Origin of the sequence: Cupriavidus sp. UYPR2.512, from assembly GCF_000379565.1 — a bacterium.
Taxonomy (GTDB): domain Bacteria; phylum Pseudomonadota; class Gammaproteobacteria; order Burkholderiales; family Burkholderiaceae; genus Cupriavidus.
Map to the genome: position 1 here is coordinate 61,790 of NZ_KB903031.1, position 16,246 is coordinate 78,035.

At 67.4% G+C, this 16,246-nt stretch carries 13 protein-coding genes; 8 read left to right on the forward strand and 5 right to left on the reverse strand.

Annotation, left to right across the window (positions count from 1 at the left end; genetic code table 11):
- Positions 1-94: 94 nt before the first annotated feature.
- Together A3A5_RS0118645 and A3A5_RS0118650 are read right to left on the reverse strand one after the other, a co-directional pair.
- Positions 95-289: a YbdD/YjiX family protein gene (locus A3A5_RS0118645; RefSeq protein WP_010811333.1), complete on the reverse strand. Its 195-nt coding sequence runs from the start codon at positions 287-289 to the stop codon at positions 95-97.
- Positions 290-312: 23 nt separating this feature from the next.
- Positions 313-2,382 (reverse strand): carbon starvation CstA family protein, encoded by a 2,070-nt coding sequence (locus A3A5_RS0118650; protein ID WP_018312056.1) that lies wholly within the window; start codon positions 2,380-2,382, stop codon positions 313-315.
- Between the two features lie 390 nt (positions 2,383-2,772).
- On the opposite strand from A3A5_RS0118650, the gene A3A5_RS0118655 reads away from it, so the two are divergent.
- Positions 2,773-4,179: a cache domain-containing protein gene (locus tag A3A5_RS0118655; RefSeq protein WP_018312057.1), complete on the forward strand. Its 1,407-nt coding sequence runs from the start codon at positions 2,773-2,775 to the stop codon at positions 4,177-4,179.
- A complete protein-coding gene (locus tag A3A5_RS0118660) occupies positions 4,176-4,850 on the forward strand; it encodes a response regulator transcription factor (RefSeq protein ID WP_018312058.1) in 675 nt (224 codons plus the stop codon). The genes A3A5_RS0118655 and A3A5_RS0118660 overlap by 4 nt, the downstream gene beginning before the upstream one ends.
- Positions 4,851-4,980: 130 nt before the next feature.
- Here the strand turns inward: A3A5_RS0118660 and A3A5_RS0118665 are convergent, their stop codons facing one another.
- Positions 4,981-6,837: a phosphoenolpyruvate carboxykinase (GTP) gene (locus A3A5_RS0118665; RefSeq protein ID WP_018312059.1), complete on the reverse strand. Its 1,857-nt coding sequence runs from the start codon at positions 6,835-6,837 to the stop codon at positions 4,981-4,983.
- Between the two features lie 460 nt (positions 6,838-7,297).
- Between A3A5_RS0118665 and A3A5_RS0118670 the strand changes: the two genes are divergently transcribed.
- The 5 genes from A3A5_RS0118670 (at position 7,298) to A3A5_RS0118690 (ending at position 15,220) form a co-directional block, all read left to right on the forward strand.
- A complete protein-coding gene (locus tag A3A5_RS0118670) occupies positions 7,298-8,323 on the forward strand; it encodes a D-2-hydroxyacid dehydrogenase family protein (RefSeq protein WP_018312060.1) in 1,026 nt (341 codons plus the stop codon).
- Positions 8,324-8,544: 221 nt separating this feature from the next.
- Positions 8,545-9,717 (forward strand): MFS transporter, encoded by a 1,173-nt coding sequence (locus A3A5_RS0118675; RefSeq protein ID WP_026200902.1) that lies wholly within the window; start codon positions 8,545-8,547, stop codon positions 9,715-9,717.
- 165 nt (positions 9,718-9,882) lie between these two features.
- The gene (locus tag A3A5_RS0118680; protein WP_026200903.1) at positions 9,883-10,521 is read left to right on the forward strand and encodes an MOSC domain-containing protein; all 639 of its coding nucleotides are present in this window, start codon (positions 9,883-9,885) and stop codon (positions 10,519-10,521) included.
- A gap of 259 nt (positions 10,522-10,780) precedes the next feature.
- Complete coding sequence (locus A3A5_RS0118685) at positions 10,781-12,019, forward strand: efflux RND transporter periplasmic adaptor subunit (protein WP_018312063.1); 1,239 nt, start codon at positions 10,781-10,783, stop codon at positions 12,017-12,019.
- 3 nt (positions 12,020-12,022) lie between these two features.
- Positions 12,023-15,220, forward strand: coding sequence for an efflux RND transporter permease subunit (locus A3A5_RS0118690; protein ID WP_018312064.1), 3,198 nt, complete (start codon positions 12,023-12,025; stop codon positions 15,218-15,220).
- Positions 15,221-15,241: 21 nt separating this feature from the next.
- Here the strand turns inward: A3A5_RS0118690 and A3A5_RS38920 are convergent, their stop codons facing one another.
- Positions 15,242-15,502 carry a helix-turn-helix domain-containing protein gene (locus A3A5_RS38920; protein WP_018312065.1) on the reverse strand — a complete coding sequence of 87 codons (261 nt, stop codon included), beginning with the start codon at positions 15,500-15,502 and terminating at the stop codon, positions 15,242-15,244.
- Between the two features lie 88 nt (positions 15,503-15,590).
- Here A3A5_RS38920 and A3A5_RS38925 point away from each other — a divergent pair, with 88 nt between their 5' ends.
- Positions 15,591-15,767 (forward strand): DUF2149 domain-containing protein, encoded by a 177-nt coding sequence (locus A3A5_RS38925; protein WP_018312066.1) that lies wholly within the window; start codon positions 15,591-15,593, stop codon positions 15,765-15,767.
- A 101-nt stretch (positions 15,768-15,868) separates the two neighbouring features.
- Here the strand turns inward: A3A5_RS38925 and A3A5_RS0118705 are convergent.
- Positions 15,869-16,246 (reverse strand): RNA-guided endonuclease TnpB family protein (locus tag A3A5_RS0118705; RefSeq protein WP_018312067.1); only part of this gene is annotated, 378 nt, incomplete at its 5' end.

Genomic DNA, 16,246 nt, shown 5'->3' on the forward strand with positions numbered 1-16,246 from the left:
ACACGCAACACCTCATAGAAAGACAGGCGATCATGTGATCGCCTGTCTGCTTTACCTGCCGCCGGCCCGCAGGAGGGCGGCGTTCAGCGTGTGCTCAGCAGCACTTGCCCTGCCCGCCGCCGTAGCGTGCCTCCTGGCGCTCGCGGAAAAATTCCTCGTAGCTCATCGGCTCGCGGTCCGGGTGGGTGCTTTCCATGTGCGCCACATAGGTCTGGTAGTCGGGCAGCCCGACCATCAGCCGCAGCGACTGCCCAAGGTAGCGTCCCATGGTTCCGAGTTGTTCCAGCATGGCGGGCTCCTGTGATCCCCGGGTTACTGGGCCGACGCGCCCGAAGGCAGCGGCTCGAACGGCGTTTCCTTGGCCGTCGGGCGGGCGGCGGCGCGTGCCTGCATCGCGGTCTTGAAACCGTAGAACACGATCGACAGCACCACCAGCATGAACAGCGCGCACAGGCCGGCATCCAGGTAGTCGTTGAAGACGATGCGGTGCATCTGCTCCATCGACTTGGCCGGGGCCAGCACCTTGCCTTCGGCAATGGCGGCGCTGAACTTGGCGGCATGGGTCAGGAAGCTGACCTTGGGGTCGGCGTGGAACAGCTTCTGCCAGCCGGCGGTCAGCGTGCATACCAGCAGCCAGATGGTCGGCACCAGCGTGACCCAGGCGTACTGGCCGCGCTTCATCTTGACCAGCACGCAGGTGCCCAGCACCAGCGCCACCGCGGCCAGCATCTGGTTGGAGATGCCGAACAGCGGCCACAGCGTGTTGATGCCGCCCAGCGGATCGACCACGCCCTGGTACAGGAAGTAGCCCCAGGCCGCCACGGTCAGCCCGGTGGCGATCAGGTTGGCGGGCAGCGAGTCGGTGCGCTTGAGCGACGGCACGAAGCTGCCCAGCAGGTCCTGCAGCATGAAGCGGCCGGCACGGGTGCCCGCGTCGACGGCGGTCAGGATGAACAGTGCCTCGAACAGGATGGCGAAGTGGTACCAGAACGCCATCATGGCCTGGCCGCCCACCACCTGGTGCAGGATGTGGGCGATGCCCACGGCCAGCGTCGGCGCGCCGCCGGCGCGCGAGATGATGGTGTTCTCGCCGACGTCCTTGGCGGTCTGGATCAGCACGTCCGGGGTGATAACGAAGCCCCAGGTCGATACCGCCTGGGCCACGGCGTCCGGCGTGGTGCCGATCACGGCCGCCGGGCTGTTCATGGCGAAGTACACGCCCGGCTCGATCACCGAGGCGGCCACCAGCGCCATGATGGCGACGAAGGACTCGGCCAGCATCGCGCCGTAGCCGATAAAGCGCGCGTGCGATTCATTCTCCAGCAGCTTGGGCGTGGTGCCCGACGAGATCAGCGCATGGAAGCCCGACACCGCGCCGCAGGCGATGGTGATGAACAGGAACGGGAACAGGTTGCCCGACCACACCGGCCCGCCGCCCTTGGCGAACTGCGTGAAGGCCGGCATCTTCAGCTCCGGCGCGACGATCAGGATGCCCACGGCCAGCGCGATGATGGTGCCGATCTTCAGGAAGGTCGACAGGTAGTCGCGCGGCGCCAGCAGCAGCCATACCGGCAGCACGGCGGCGATAAAGCCGTAGATGATCAGCATCCACGTCAGCGCCTTGCCGTCATACGTGAACAGCGGCGCCAGCGTGGCGCTTTCGTGCACGTACTGGCCGCCGGTGATGGCCAGCATCAGCAGCACGAAGCCGATCACCGATACCTCGCCGATGCGGCCCGGACGGATGTAGCGCGTGTAGATGCCCATGAACAGCGCGATCGGAATCGTCACCGCCACCGTGAAGGTGCCCCACGGCGAATCGGCCAGCGCCTTCACCACGATCAGGGCCAGCACCGCCAGGATGATGATCATGATCATGAAGCAGCCGAACAGCGCGATCATGCCCGGCACCGTGCCCATCTCGGACTTGACCAGGTCGCCCAGCGAGCGGCCGTCGCGGCGCGTGGAGATGAACAGCACCATGAAGTCCTGCACCGCGCCGGCGAACACCACGCCGGCCAGGATCCACAGCATGCCCGGCATATAGCCCATCTGCGCGGCCAGCACCGGGCCGACCAGCGGGCCGGCGCCGGCGATGGCGGCGAAGTGGTGGCCGAACAGCACCGCCTTGTTGGTCGGCACGTAGTCCAGGCCGTCGTTATGGCGCCAGGCGGGCGTCATGCGTTTGGGATCGAGCTGCATCACCTTGTCGGCGATAAAGCGGCTGTAGTAGCGGTAGGCGATCAGGTAGATGCAGAGCGCGGCAACCACGATCCACAGCGCGCTGACGGCCTCGCCGCGCGCCAGCGCGACAGTGCCGAAGGCAAACGCGCCGAGCACGGCGACGGCCAGCCACACCAGGTGTTCTCCGATGCGATTCATAGTGAAGGTCTCCTCAGACCGGGATGTCTTGGATAGCCTGCGGCGGCGAAGGACGGGGAACGGCGAGCAGCGGTGGCATGCGCCAAAGGCGGGCAGCTTGCGGCGAATCCGGCGGTGAGGGGCGTCTCCTGGGATCTGCTGCTGCGCGCCCGGTCTGTCGTCGTATCCGGATCTCGTCTTGCAGGCAGGCGATGCACCGTCCAGGCGTGTCCGGCGCACCAACTGCGTCGACACGCGCGCCATGCTGGGGCGGTGGCGTGTCCGGCGTGTAGTATTGACACCCGCCAAACCCCGCACAAGCGCGTAACTACGCAGCACTTCTGCGTAGTACTACGCAAATCGACGGTGGCATGCCGCCTGCGCGGCGTCGGTGTTTACCCCCGGTCCCAGATGAAACTCCGCCAGAAGATCCTGTTGCTAGCCGTGGCGCCACTTGCGGTCGCCATGCTGGGCATCGCGCTTGCCGTGCGCTTCCAGGCCACGCAGCTCGCGCAGCATGAGCGCGCGCTGGTCGAGGCCGCCTACCTGCAGAGCAAGGAAACCGAGCTGCGCCACTACGTAGAACTGGCGCAGAGCGCGATCGCGCCGCTGGTGCGCTCCGGGCGCGGCGACGCCGCCACCCGGCAGGCCGCGATGGAAGCACTTGCGCGCCTGGACTACGGCCCCGACGGCTACTTCTTCCTGTATGACCTGCAGGGCCGCAACCTGATGCACCCGCGCCAGCCCGAACTGGTCGGCCAGGACCTGTGGACGCTGCGCGACCCGCAGGGCGCGCTGACCATCCAGCAGCTGATCGCGGCGGCCAAGGGCGGTGGCTTCGCGGTGCGTTACCTGTGGAGAAAGCCCTCGTCGCAGCAGTTGGCGCCCAAGCTCGGCTATGTGGTGGCGGTGCCCGAATGGGGCTGGATGCTCGGCACCGGCATCTACCTGGATGACGTGGAAAGCACGCTGCGCCAGCTCGATGCGCGCGCCGAGACCGATATCCGCGCGACCATGGCCTGGATCGGCGTGATCGCCGGCATCAGCATCCTGCTGGTCGCCGCCAGCGGCCTGGCGCTGAACGTCAGCGAGCATCGCGAGGCCGACGCCAAGCTGCGCCAGCTGGCGCAGCGCGTGGTGCAGTCACAGGAAGAAGAGCGCGCCCGGCTCTCGCGCGAGCTGCACGACGGCATCAGCCAGCTGCTGGTGTCGGTCAAGCTGGTGCTGGAAACCGCCGCCAACCGCCTGCGCCTGGCCCCGGCCGAAGGCGCCGCGGTGGCGCCGGTGCTGGGCATGGCGCTGAACCGGCTCGATACCGTCTTCAATGAAGTGCGCCGCGTGGCGCGCAACCTGCGCCCCGCCCTGCTCGACGACGTGGGCCTGTACGCCGCGCTGCAGCACCTGGCGCGCGAGATGCAGGGCGGCAGCAGGCTGGAGATCGTGGTGACCCAGCGCGGCACCCCGCGCGAACTGCCCGACGAGCAGGCCACGGCGCTGTTCCGCATCGCCCAGGAAGCACTGACCAACGTCGAGCGCCATGCCGGCGCGCGCCGGGTCGCGGTGGCGCTGGCCTTTGATGCCGATGCCACGCGCCTTACCGTGCGCGACGACGGGCATGGCTTCGACGTGGCGCGCATGCAGGAGGACCCGCAGCGCGGTATCGGCCTGCGCAACCTGCGCGAGCGCATCGCCGCGCTGTGCGGGCAGTTCGACATCGTTTCGGGCGTGGGCGGCACCCAGCTGGTCGCTTCACTGCCGCTGGCCAGGCCTGCGGCCATTGCGCACGATCCCGTTTCAGCAGGACCCTCGCCGTCATGACCCAGTTTGCCGACTCCACCGAAGTGCCCGCCCGCGTATTGCTGATCGACGACCACGCGCTGGTGCGCGACGGCATGCGCATGCACCTGGCGCTGCAGCCCGGCCTGCGCGTGGTGGGCGAAGCCGACGACGGCGAAACCGCGCTGGCGTGGCTGGACCGCGCCGGCAGCGCCGAACTGCCCGACCTGGTCATCACCGATATCGGCATGCGCGGCATGGGCGGCATTGCGCTGGCCGCGGCGCTGCATGACCGCTATCCCGAGCTGGCGGTGCTGATCGTGTCGATGCACGACAACCTGGAGTATGTGCGCCAGGCGGTGCGCGCCGGTGCGCGCGGCTATGTGCTCAAGGACGCCCCGGCCGACGAACTGATGGCGGCGATCCAGTCGGTGCTGGCGGGGCGTGTGTTCTACAGCGCCCGCATCGCCCGCGGCATGGCCGAGCAAAGCCCTGCGGCCGGCCCGCTCGACGCGCTCACGCCGCGCGAGCGCGATATCCTGCGCGGCATCGGGCGCGGCCTGGCCAACAAGGAGATCGCGGCGCAGCTGGGGGTGTCGGTGCGCACGGTCGAGACCCATCGGCTCAACCTGAAGCGCAAGCTGGGGATCGAGGGGCGCGCAGGGCTGGTGAAGTATGCGGTGGAGACGCTGGGGGATAGCGAGGCGGGATGAAAAAACGCCCGCCTTTGAATAAGACGGGCGTTGATTTGCTTAGGACTTGCGGCGCCACGATGGGGTTCTCCCCTCTCCCGCAGGCGGGAGAGGGGAGCAGGCTTGCGCTAGAAGTTCGCCCTCCAGCCGCTTACCCCTCCAGCCGCTTGCCCAGCGCCGCGCGCGTTTCCACCAGCGCCTGCGGCAGGTGCTGCCGCAGCTTGCTGAACAGCTCGTCATGCAGTGCCAGCTCCTGCTGCCACGCATCGCGGTCGATCGAGGTCACCTGCGTGAACTGCGCCGGCGTGAAGTCCAGGCCATTCCAGTTCAGGTCCTCGTAGCGCGGGGTGGTGCCGAACACGTGCTCGGCGCCCTGCCCCTTGCCTTCCACGCGGTCGATCATCCACGACAGCACGCGCATGTTCTCGCCAAAGCCCGGCCACACGAAGTTGCCGTCGGCGTCCTTGCGGAACCAGTTGACGCAGTAGATCTTCGGCAGCTTCGCGCCCGCGGCTTCCAGCTTCTGGCCGAGTTGCAGCCAGTGGCCGAAGTAGTCGCTCATGTTGTAGCCGCAGAACGGCAGCATGGCGAACGGGTCGCGGCGCACCACGCCCTGCTGGCCGGCGGCCGCGGCGGTGGTTTCCGAACCCATGGTGGCGGCCATGTAGACGCCTTCGGTCCAGTTGCGGGCCTCGGTCACCAGCGGCACGGTGGTCGAGCGGCGGCCGCCGAAGATAAACGCATCAATGGGTACGCCGGCCGGGTTGTCCCAGTTCTGGTCGATCGACGGGCACTGCGACGCCGGCGCGGTGAAGCGGGCGTTCGGGTGTGCCGCCTTGGCACCGGTGGCGCGGGCGATTTCCGGGGTCCAGTCCTTGCCCTGCCAGTCGACCAGGTGCGCGGGCGCTTCCTTGGTCATGCCTTCCCACCACACGTCGCCGTCATCGGTCAGCGCCACGTTGGTGAAGATGACGTTTTCCTTCAGCGTCGCCATCGCGTTGAAGTTGGTCTTCTCGCTGGTGCCCGGGGCCACGCCGAAGTAGCCGGCCTCCGGGTTGATGGCATACAGGCGGCCGTCCTGGCCCGGCTTGATCCAGGCGATGTCGTCGCCGATGGTGGTGACCCGCCAGCCCTCGAAACCCTTGGGCGGGATCAGCATGGCGAAGTTGGTCTTGCCGCAGGCCGACGGGAAGGCCGCTGCCACGTGGTACTTCTTGCCCTCGGGCGAGGTCACGCCCAGGATCAGCATGTGTTCGGCAAGCCAGCCTTCATCGCGGCCCATGGTCGACGCAATGCGCAGCGCGAAGCACTTCTTGCCCAGCAGCGCGTTGCCGCCGTAGCCCGAGCCGAACGACCAGATCTCGCGCGTTTCCGGGAAATGGACGATGTACTTGGTCGGGTTGCACGGCCAGGCCACGTCTTGCTCGCCGGCCGCCAGCGGCTTGCCCACGGTGTGCACGCACGGCACGAACTCGCCGTTGGTGCCCAGCACGTCGTACACCGCGCGGCCCATGCGCGTCATGAGGCGCATATTGACCGCCACGTACGGCGAATCAGACAGTTCCACACCAATATGGGCGATCGGCGAGCCCAGCGGGCCCATCGAGAACGGCACCACGTACAGCGTGCGGCCGCGCATGCAGCCCTCGAACAGGCCGTTCAGCGTCTGGCGCATCTCGGCGGGTGCGGTCCAGTTGTTGGTGGGGCCGGCGTCTTCCTGCTTTTCGGAGCAGATGAAGGTACGGTCCTCCACCCGCGCCACGTCCGAGGGGTCCGACAGTGCCAGGAAGGAATTCTTGCGCTTGGCCGGGTTCAGCCGCTTCATGGTGCCGGCGGCGACCATCTGCTCGCACAGGCGCTCATATTCTTCCTGCGAGCCGTCGCACCAATAGATATGGTCGGGCTTGGTCAGGGCGGCGATTTCCGCAACCCAGGCCACCAGCTTGGGGTGCTTGACCCAGGCCGGCGCATTGACGGGCGCCGTACCTTGCATCGTGGGGTGGTTCATACTGCAGACTCCAGATTCGTAAAGGGAAGAAGGGAAGGAATCCTTGCAAAGCCTGGCCAGCGGGCAGATGGGGCCGTCACGCGCCCGGAGTGATGGTCGCACTCGGATCGACACATCCCGTTACAACTCCGCGGCGGCCCGGTTTATGCAAAAGGTCGCGGCGGTCCCTGCGGCTGCGCTACAGTTGCGCTTCGCGCGCGCAGGGGTGGCTGCGCGTGCCGGCCGGACTTTGTCCGTGTGCGATCGCGTGACGGGAGCAAGGCTCGACCGACAATCCGCGGCGGCACCGGAACGGGCAAGGATACCACTGGCGCACCCCCCTGTTTTTTGCTGTGCAACAATCGCTGCCACCGGCCAGCGCGGGGTTTTCGATATTTCTCAACAATACTGTTGGCCGGCGCGCAGCTTGGTGGCGGCGCGCACCAACCGGCACAAGACCGTTGGATAACCAGAGTTGCCGATGAAGATTGCCGTACTCGACGATTACCAGGATGCCGTGCGCAAGCTGCCTTGCTTCAGCTTGCTGGAGGGGCACGACGTCAAGGTGTTCAACAACACCGTCAAGGGCGTGGGCCAGCTGGCCGCACGCCTGTCAGACGTCGAAGCCGTGGTGCTGATCCGCGAACGCACCCGCATCACCCGGCAACTGCTGGAAAAACTGCCCAAGCTCAAGCTGATCAGCCAGACCGGCCGGGTCGGGGCCGGCCCCGGCAGCCATATCGACCTGGATGCCTGCACCGACCGCGGCGTGGCTGTGCTTGAAGGCGTGGGCTCGCCGGTGGCGCCGGCCGAGCTGACCTGGGCGCTGATCATGGCCGCCCAGCGCCGCATCCCGCAGTATGTCGCCAGCCTGAAGCACGGCGCCTGGCAGCAGTCGGGGCTGAAATCAACGACGATGCCGCCCAATTTCGGCCTGGGCCAGGTGCTGCGCGGCCAGACCCTGGGGATCTGGGGCTATGGCAAGATCGGCCGGCTGCTGGCTGGCTACGGCCGCGCCTTTGGCATGAAGGTGCTGGTCTGGGGCCGCGAGGCGTCGCTGGAAGGCGCCCGTGCCGACGGGCTGGGGGTGGCCGAATCCAAGGAGCAGTTGTTTGCCGACAGCGATGTGTTGTCGATGCACCTGCGCCTGAACGACGACACCCGCGGCATCGTCAAGCTGACTGACCTGACCCGGATGAAGCCCACTGCGCTGTTCGTCAACACCAGCCGTGCCGAACTGCTGGAAGAGAACGCGATGGTCACCGCGCTGAACCGGGGCCGCCCGGGCATGGCGGCGATCGACGTGTTCGAGTCCGAGCCGATCCTGCAGGGCCACGCACTGCTGCGCATTGAAAACTGCATCTGCACGCCGCACCTGGGCTATGTGGAGCGCGACAGCTACGAGCTGTACTTCCGCACCGCGTTCCAGAACATCCTGGACGTGCTGGCCGGCAACCATGACTGCATCGTCAACCCGAAGGCGCTGGCGCCAGTGCTGACGCGCTGAGTCACCAGCGGCCGGATAGTCTCCGGACAGCCCGCCCCGACGCCCCTGTTCCGCCATGCGGGACAGGGGTGTTTCACATCTGGCCGGGCATTTCCTCTGGGAAACGCGAATTCCCCGAAACCGCTACACTCCGGGCTTCCCTTACCGCCCGGCCTGCCAAGGCCGCGGCAGCCCAAACAACAAAGCGCCCTCCTGCGCCAATCCCTATTCCCAAGGCCGGCATGGACCCCAGGCTAGTGACGCTCTGCGTCGGCAATTTCGTCATTGGCACCGGTGCGATGATCGTTACCGGCATGTTGAACGACATTGCCGCTGATTTCGGGCTGGGCGCGGCCAGCGCCGGGCAGCTGATCTCGGTGTTTGCGCTGGCCACCTGCATCGGCGCACCGCTGTTTGCCACGCTGGGCTCGCGCATCGACCGCCGGCTGCTGCTGGCCGGGTCGCTGCTGGTTTATGGGGTGATGCACCTGGCCGCCGCGTTTGCGCCCAGCTTTGCGGCGCTGATGGGGATCCGCTTCCTGACCGCGATCGGCGCGGCCATCTATACGCCCCAGACCGCCGCCACGCTGCCGCTGCTGGTCAACGCGCAGACGCGCGGGCGCGCCATCAGCTTTGTGTTTCTTGGCTGGAGCATCGCCAGCGTGGTGGGCGTGCCGCTGGGCACGTGGATTTCCAGCACGCTCGGCTGGCGCGTCAGCATGGCGCTGGTCGGTGCGCTGGCGCTGCTGGTGTCGGCGGCGGTCTGGCGCGCGCTGCCGCGCGGGCTGACCGTGCCGCCGGCCGGGCGCGAGGCCTGGGGCGCGGTGCTGCGCCACAAGCCGATCATGCTGGTGGTGCTGACCACCATGATCTCGTCAGCGGGCATGTTCACGGTGTTTACCTATATCGCCCCGCTGATGCGCGACGTGTACGGCATCAGCGGCGGCGCGCTCAGCCTGATGTTCCTGGCCTACGGCGCCTGCGGCGTGTTCGGCAATGCCATGGCGGCGTCGCGCATGGACCGGGTCACGCCCAGCCGGATCGTGCAGGTCACGCTGCTGACCTCGATCACGGCCATGGTGCTGTGGCCGCTGGCCGGGCTGGGCAGCGTGGCGCTGGTGCTGCTGTTCATGCTGTGGGGCGTGGGCGGGTTTGCCACCAACAGCGCGCAGCAGGCGCGGCTGGTGCTGCTGGCGCCGGAGCGGGCATCGGTGTCGATCTCGCTGAATTCTTCGTCGATCTACCTGGGCCAGGCGGCCGGCGCCATGGCCGGGGCTGCCATCTATACGCTGGCCGGCGCCGATACGCTGCACTGGGGCGCGGCGGCGCTGATGCTGGTGGCGCTGGCGGTATCGCAACGCGCCCGGGCGCTGGGCTGCCAGTGGCAGCGGCCGCAGGCGGCGCAGCAGGTGTGATGCAAGGCTGAAACCCAAGGCGGCTCCCGGCCGCCGGGTTCCTTGTGAGGGACCGCACCAAGCACTTGTCCACAGTGTTATCCGCCACGTTATCCTCAGGCATATCCGCAGTTTATCCACAGCCCTTTCCACAACCGGAAGCACAATCACGAAGCGGGGGCGCACGTGAGCGAATCCAGACCTCGGCCGGGCCTTGCGCGTGTGCTGGCGGTCAGCATGGCCAAGGCCATCCCGCTGGTGGTCGCCGGGGCGGGCACCGAGGCGGTGGTGCTGTCGGGCATTCGCAAGCATCCTGTCAGCACCCTGCTGCACCCGTTGCGGGTACAGGTCCAGCCGCTGGGGCTGGCCGGCGACGAACAGGGCGACCTGACCGTGCACGGCGGCCTGGACAAGGCGGTCTACGCCTATCCGTCCGAGCACTATGCGTGGTGGAACGCGCGCCGCCGCGCCTGCGCACAGCCTGAATCCGGCCCGCCGCTACCGTATGGCGCCATGGGCGAGAACCTGACCCTGGAGGGGCTGCTTGAATCCGGCCTCTGGATCGGCGACCTGGTGCGCGTGGGCACGGCCCTGCTGCGGGTGGAGTCGCCGCGCAAGCCCTGCTACAAGTTCAACGCCGCGCTGGGCTACCGCCACGCGGTGCGCGACATGGTCCAGAGCGGCTACTCCGGGGTCTACCTCAGCGTGGTGCTGAGGGGAGAAGTGCGCGCCGGCGATGTCGTGGTTGTGCAGGCCGGGCCACGCGAACTGTCGGTGGACAGCGTCAATCAGTGGCGCCGCGATAGCCGGCGGCAGCTTTTCTGATAATGTTTGTCTAACCATACAAGCGCCCCGCTACACACATCTCCGGCCTCCCCTGTGGCCCGGACGGCGTTTGCCGGCGCCGGGCATTACCAGACCCTTGCAACCCTGTAACGGACTGTAATACGCGGCGCTGGCTCCGGCGGGCGAAGCGCGGTACTAGTAGAGTCTTTGCGCGACACGCACCGGCAGCATCGGGACACAACCAGCCGGGCGATCACGGGGAGTGGCGCGAAGACGCGGTGCAGAGGGTCCACACAATATGAAATCTGACAGGATCGACCAGCCCAAGGGCTTCGTCGACAGCAACTGGAGGGCGGCCGCCGGAACCGGGCGCGGCCGCGTATCGCCGTGGGCGGTGGCGGCCGTGGTGGTGGTCATTGCCGGCCTGGGCTGGTTTGCCTGGCGTACCTGGTTTGCGCCCAAGCCGGCGCCCAAGGCGCCGGCAGCCGTAGTGGTGTCAACCGCGCGCGTGCAGCAGGGCGACGTGCCGCTGCAGGTCACGGCCAACGGCAATGTCACCGCGCTGTCCACCGTCGAGGTGCGCCCGCAGGTGTCCAGCACCGTGCGCACCGTCCATATCAAGGAAGGCCAGACGGTCAAGCCGGGCGACCTGCTGTTCTCGCTCGATACCCGCATGGACGAGGCCAACCTGGCCAAGGCGCAGGCCCAGCTGCTGCGCGACCAGGCCGACCTGGCCGATGCCCGCCGCACGCTCGCGCGCAGCCAGGAGCTGCTGCAGCGCAACTTCATCTCCAAAAGCGCGGTCGACACCGCCCAGGCCAAGGTGGATGGCTTTGCCGCCACCGTGCGCGCCGACCAGGCCGCCATCGACGCCGGCCGCGTGGCGGTCAGCTACGGCGCCATCCGCGCCACCATCAGCGGCCGCACCGGCGTGATCAACGCCTTCCCGGGTTCGCTGGTGCTGCCCAACAGCACCCAGCCGATGGTCATCATTGCCCAGGTGCAGCCGATCGCCGTCACCTTCAGCCTGCCCGAGCGGCAGCTGGGCGCGCTGCGCGAGGCGCTGCACGCCGGTCCGGTGCAGGTCACCGCGCTGCCCAACGACGGCAGCAAGATCCCGGTAACCGGCAGGATCACCTTTGTGGATAACACCGTCGATCCGCAGTACGGCACCATCCGCGTCAAGGCGCAGTTCGACAACGAAGAGCAGCGGCTGTGGCCGGGCACCTATGCCAACGTCAACGCCGTGGTGCAGACCCTGAAGGGCGCGCTGTCAGTGCCGCCGCAGGCGGTGGTGACCGGCCCGGAAGGCCGCTTTGTCTATGTGGTCCAGCCCGACAGCAAGGTCGCGCGCGTGCCGGTGCAGGTGGTGACCACCACTGCCGCCGCCGCCGTGGTAGAGGGGGTGCAGCCCGGCGCCCGCGTGGTGGTGGAGGGCACGCAGAACCTGCGCCCCGGCGCGCTGGTGCGCGAGGCCCCGGCCGCCGGTGCCTCGGCCGCCGCCGCCCGCCCGGCCACCGCCACCGCGGGGCACTGAGCCATGACGCTGTCTGAACTCTGCATCCGCCGTCCGGTGATGACGGTGCTGCTGTGCCTGGCCGTGGTGGTCACCGGCATCGTGCTGTACCCGACCATCCCCATTGCCGCGCTGCCCAGCTTCAATTCGCCGGTGATCCAGGTCACCGCGACCCTGCCCGGGGCCAGCCCCGAGACCATGGCGGCATCGGTCGCCACGCAGCTGGAAAAGCAGTTCGCGACGATCCCGGGCGTGTCGGTGATCAGCTCGTCGAACACGCTCGGCAATTCCAGCATCACCATCGAATTCAACAACGACCGCAATATCGACGACGCGGCCGTCGACGTGCAGGCGGCGCTGTTCCGCGCGCAGCGTTCGCTGCCAATCGAGATGACGGTGCCGCCGTCGTACCGCAAGGTCAACCCGGCCGATGCGCCGGTGCTGCTGCTGGCGATCAACTCGCCGGCAATGAGCCTGGCGGACCTGAACGCCTTTGGCGACAACCTGATCTCGCCCACGCTGGCCACGCTGCCGGGGGTGGCGCAGGTGCAGATCTTCGGACAGAAGCGCTTTGCCGTGCGCGTGCGCGCGCACCCGGATGCACTGGCCGCGCGCGGGCTGACGCTGGACGAGCTGGCCACGGCGCTGAACCGCGCCAACGCCAACACGCCGGTGGGCACGCTCGACAGCGCGCGCCAGACCCTGACCATCCAGGCCAACCGGCAGCTGACCAGCGCCGACGCCTTCCGCAATATCATCGTCGCCAGCCAGCCCAACGGCGCGCTGGTGCGGCTGTCCGACGTGGCCGAGATCGAGGACAGCGTCGAGACCATCAAGACTGGCAGCTGGCTCAACAACGAGCGCTCGATCGTGCTGGCCGTGCTGCGCCAGCCCGACGCCAACACCGTGGCGGTGGTCGATGCCATCAAGGCCGCCCTGCCCCGCCTGATTGCGCAGATGCCGGGCTCGGTCAATGTCGCGGTGGTCAACGACCGCTCGAACTCGATCCGCGAATCGATCCACGACGTGCAGTTCACGCTGGCGCTGACGGTGGCGCTGGTGGTGATGGTGATCTTCCTGTTCCTGCGCCGCGCCGCCGCCACGCTGATCCCCACGGTGTCGCTGCCGATCTCGCTGATCGGCACAGTGGCGCTGATGAAGGCCTTCGGCTACAGCCTGGACAACGTCTCGCTGCTGGCCATCACGCTGGCGGTGGGCCTGGTGGTGGACGACGCCATCGTCATGCTCGAGAACATCGTGCGCCATATCGAGGAAGGCGTGCCGCCACTGAAGGCCGCGCTGGCAGGGTCGCGCGAGATGGGCTTCACCATCCTGTCGATCTCGATCTCGCTGGTGGCGGTGTTTATCCCGATCTTCTTCATGCCGGGCGTGATCGGGCTGTTGTTCCATGAATTTGCCGCGGTGGTGTCGCTGGCGATCCTGGTGTCGGCGCTGGTGTCGCTGACGCTGATCCCGATGCTGTGCGCGCGTTTCCTGTCGGCCGAGAACGTGCCGGTCGATGAATCGCACCATGCCTACGGCGACCACGCGCCAGCGCAGCCCGCCATCGCGCAGAAGCAGACCTTCGGCATGCGCTCCACGCAGTGGTTCGAGAACCTGTTCGAGTTCACGCTGCACCGCTATGCGCGCGGGCTGGACTGGTGCCTGACGCATCGCCGCACCGTGCTGGCGGTCGCAGGGCTGACGTTCGTGCTGACCGCGGTGCTGTTCGTCACCATCCCCAAGGGCTTCTTCCCCGAGGAAGATATCGGCCAGATCCAGGTCAATGCCGAAGGCCCGCAGGATATCTCCTTCGATGCCATGGCCGCGCGCCTGCGCGACGCGGCCGAGCGCATGCGCGCCAACCCCGCAGTCAAGAGCGTGGTGGTTTCCATCGGCGGCGGCCCCTCGCCCGCGATCAACACCGGGCGCATGTTCATCGAGCTCAAGCCGCTCGGCGAGCGCGCCAAAATGCCCGCGGTGGTGGAGTCGCTGCGCAAGGATGTGTCCGGCATCCCGGGCCTGGCAGTGTACTTCTCGCCGGTGCAGAACCTGCGCCTGGGCGGGCGCCAGAGCAAGAGCCGCTACCAGTACACGCTGCAGAGCGTGAAGGCCGGCCAGCTGCAGGACGCCTCCGACAAGCTGATGGCGAAGATGCGCGCCGACCCGATTTTCCGCGACGTCACCAGCGATTCGCAGCAGTCGGGTCTGGAGGCGCAGTTGTCGATCGATCGCGACAAGGCCAATGCGCTAGGCGTGCAGATGCAGGACGTGCGCACCGCGCTGTACTCGGCTTTCGGCGAACGGCAGGTGTCGACCATCTATACGCCGATCGACAACTACTACGTGATCCTGCAGGCGGCCGATGTCGACCGCACCGACGAGAGCGCGTTCTCCAAGCTCTATGTGCGCAGCAAGACCGGCCAGATGGTGCCGGTCTCCGCCTTCGCCACCACCGAGCGCCGGGTCGGGCCGATCGCCGTCAACCACCAGGGGCAGCTGCCTTCGGTGACGGTGTCGTTCAACCTGGCGCCGGGCGCGGCGCTGGGCGATGCTTCGGCGCGCATCGACCGCTACCGGCAGGAGACCGCCATGCCCAGCGCGATCTTCACCAGCTGGGGCGGCGACGCGGCGGTGTTCCAGTCGTCGCAGGCCACGCAGATCGTGCTGCTGGTGGCGGCCATCGCGGTGATCTACACGCTGCTGGGCGTGCTGTATGAAAGCTATATCCACCCGCTGACCATCCTGGCGGGCTTGCCCTCGGCGGCGGTGGGCGCGTTGCTGACGCTGTTCCTCTTCAACGTGGAGCTGTCGCTGATCGCGGTGATCGGCGTGCTGATGCTGATCGGCATCGTCAAGAAGAACGCGATCATGATGATCGACTTCGCGCTGGCGGCGCAGCGCGAGCAAGGCATGACGCCCGCCAGGGCGATCCGGCAGGCGTGCCTGCTGCGCTTCCGGCCGATCATGATGACCACCTTCGCCGCGGTGATGGGCGCGCTGCCGCTGGCGCTGGGCCTGGGCGCCGGGGCCGAGTTGCGCCAGCCGCTGGGCCTGGCCGTGGTCGGCGGCCTGCTGTTCTCGCAGGTGATCACGCTGTTCATCACGCCGGTGATCTATCTGGCGCTGGACCGGTTCTCCGGGACGGGGCCGTTGCAGATCGATGCCGAGGGCAACAAGCTGCCGGAGAAGGCGCCGGCAGAGACGGTGCGCCAGCACTGAGGCGGCGCGTCTGTATGCCGTTCATGGCCCATTGCGCGGTTCCGCCAGAATCTCCCAGGGTACGTCCAGTGCCCTGGCGAGCTTCTGCAGCGCATCCCGGCTGCCTGCCCGGGAGCGGTTCTCGATCTGGCTGAGATAGGGCTTGCTCAGCGCGCACGCCTGGGCCAGCGCGTCTTGCGTCATTCGGCGGTAGTGGCGCCAGGCCTTGACGGGATGGTCGCCGGCCAGTTCGGCGTCGAGCACGGCGGCCGGCACGCGGAAGCCAACAAACATGCCTTGCATGTGGCAATTGCACCACATCTTTTGCGAGCCCGATATCGACGTGCCCGCATGACGACGTGAGCATCATCACCAACCCGGGCAAGCCCGTATGGAGGTCGTGTCGCGCCAGGGCGAGAAGGTGGTGCGCTACCAGGCCAGCGGGCAAGTGGGCTCAGGCGATGGCATCAAGGCTGGCGTAGCCTATCGGATGAAGGACGGGTCGATGGTGTATGTGCCTGAGCAGGCGGGGCAGCAGGCCGCCAGTCCCACCACCACAACGAGATAAGGAAAGGATCCTGGTGATTTGACATCCTCCTCCCCCTCTCGCTGGTGCTCGCCGGCCGAAGGCCGGAAAGTGGGAGGATTCCTACTGCGCTACGTGATGCTCTACGTAGTCGCTTTGGCGGGTTCCTGCTTCACTGAGTGGCCTGACCGCGCCATCTCTCCACAGGCTATCCGGGCATCGTCCTGCCCTTCCAACAGTTGCAATCCTCGTGTGAGGATGTTTATGGCGCCGACCACGTCGGCGTGGGCTTCGTAGCCACATGCGACACAGGCGAACTTCGCCTGTGTCGTACGGTTCTCTGCGCTCANACATCCGCAGGCCGGACACGTCCGGCTCGTGTTCGCAGGCGGCACTGCCACCAACCAGCCGCCATTCCACGCCACTTTGTACTCCAACTGACGGCGGAACTCGAACCAGCCTTGATCGAGTATGGCCTTGTTCAGGCCCGACTTGGCCTTCACGTTCTTCCCCGGCGCTTC

Coding starts and splice junctions, on each gene's coding strand:
- A3A5_RS0118645 (WP_010811333.1), bottom strand. CDS start 289: ATGCTGGAACAACTCGGAACCATGGGACGCTACCTTGGGCAGTCGCTG.
- A3A5_RS0118650 (WP_018312056.1), bottom strand. CDS start 2,382: ATGAATCGCATCGGAGAACACCTGGTGTGGCTGGCCGTCGCCGTGCTC.
- A3A5_RS0118655 (WP_018312057.1), top strand. CDS start 2,773: ATGAAACTCCGCCAGAAGATCCTGTTGCTAGCCGTGGCGCCACTTGCG.
- A3A5_RS0118660 (WP_018312058.1), top strand. CDS start 4,176: ATGACCCAGTTTGCCGACTCCACCGAAGTGCCCGCCCGCGTATTGCTG.
- A3A5_RS0118665 (WP_018312059.1), bottom strand. CDS start 6,837: ATGAACCACCCCACGATGCAAGGTACGGCGCCCGTCAATGCGCCGGCC.
- A3A5_RS0118670 (WP_018312060.1), top strand. CDS start 7,298: ATGAAGATTGCCGTACTCGACGATTACCAGGATGCCGTGCGCAAGCTG.
- A3A5_RS0118675 (WP_026200902.1), top strand. CDS start 8,545: ATGGACCCCAGGCTAGTGACGCTCTGCGTCGGCAATTTCGTCATTGGC.
- A3A5_RS0118685 (WP_018312063.1), top strand. CDS start 10,781: ATGAAATCTGACAGGATCGACCAGCCCAAGGGCTTCGTCGACAGCAAC.
- A3A5_RS0118690 (WP_018312064.1), top strand. CDS start 12,023: ATGACGCTGTCTGAACTCTGCATCCGCCGTCCGGTGATGACGGTGCTG.
- A3A5_RS38920 (WP_018312065.1), bottom strand. CDS start 15,502: ATGCAAGGCATGTTTGTTGGCTTCCGCGTGCCGGCCGCCGTGCTCGAC.
- A3A5_RS38925 (WP_018312066.1), top strand. CDS start 15,591: ATGGAGGTCGTGTCGCGCCAGGGCGAGAAGGTGGTGCGCTACCAGGCC.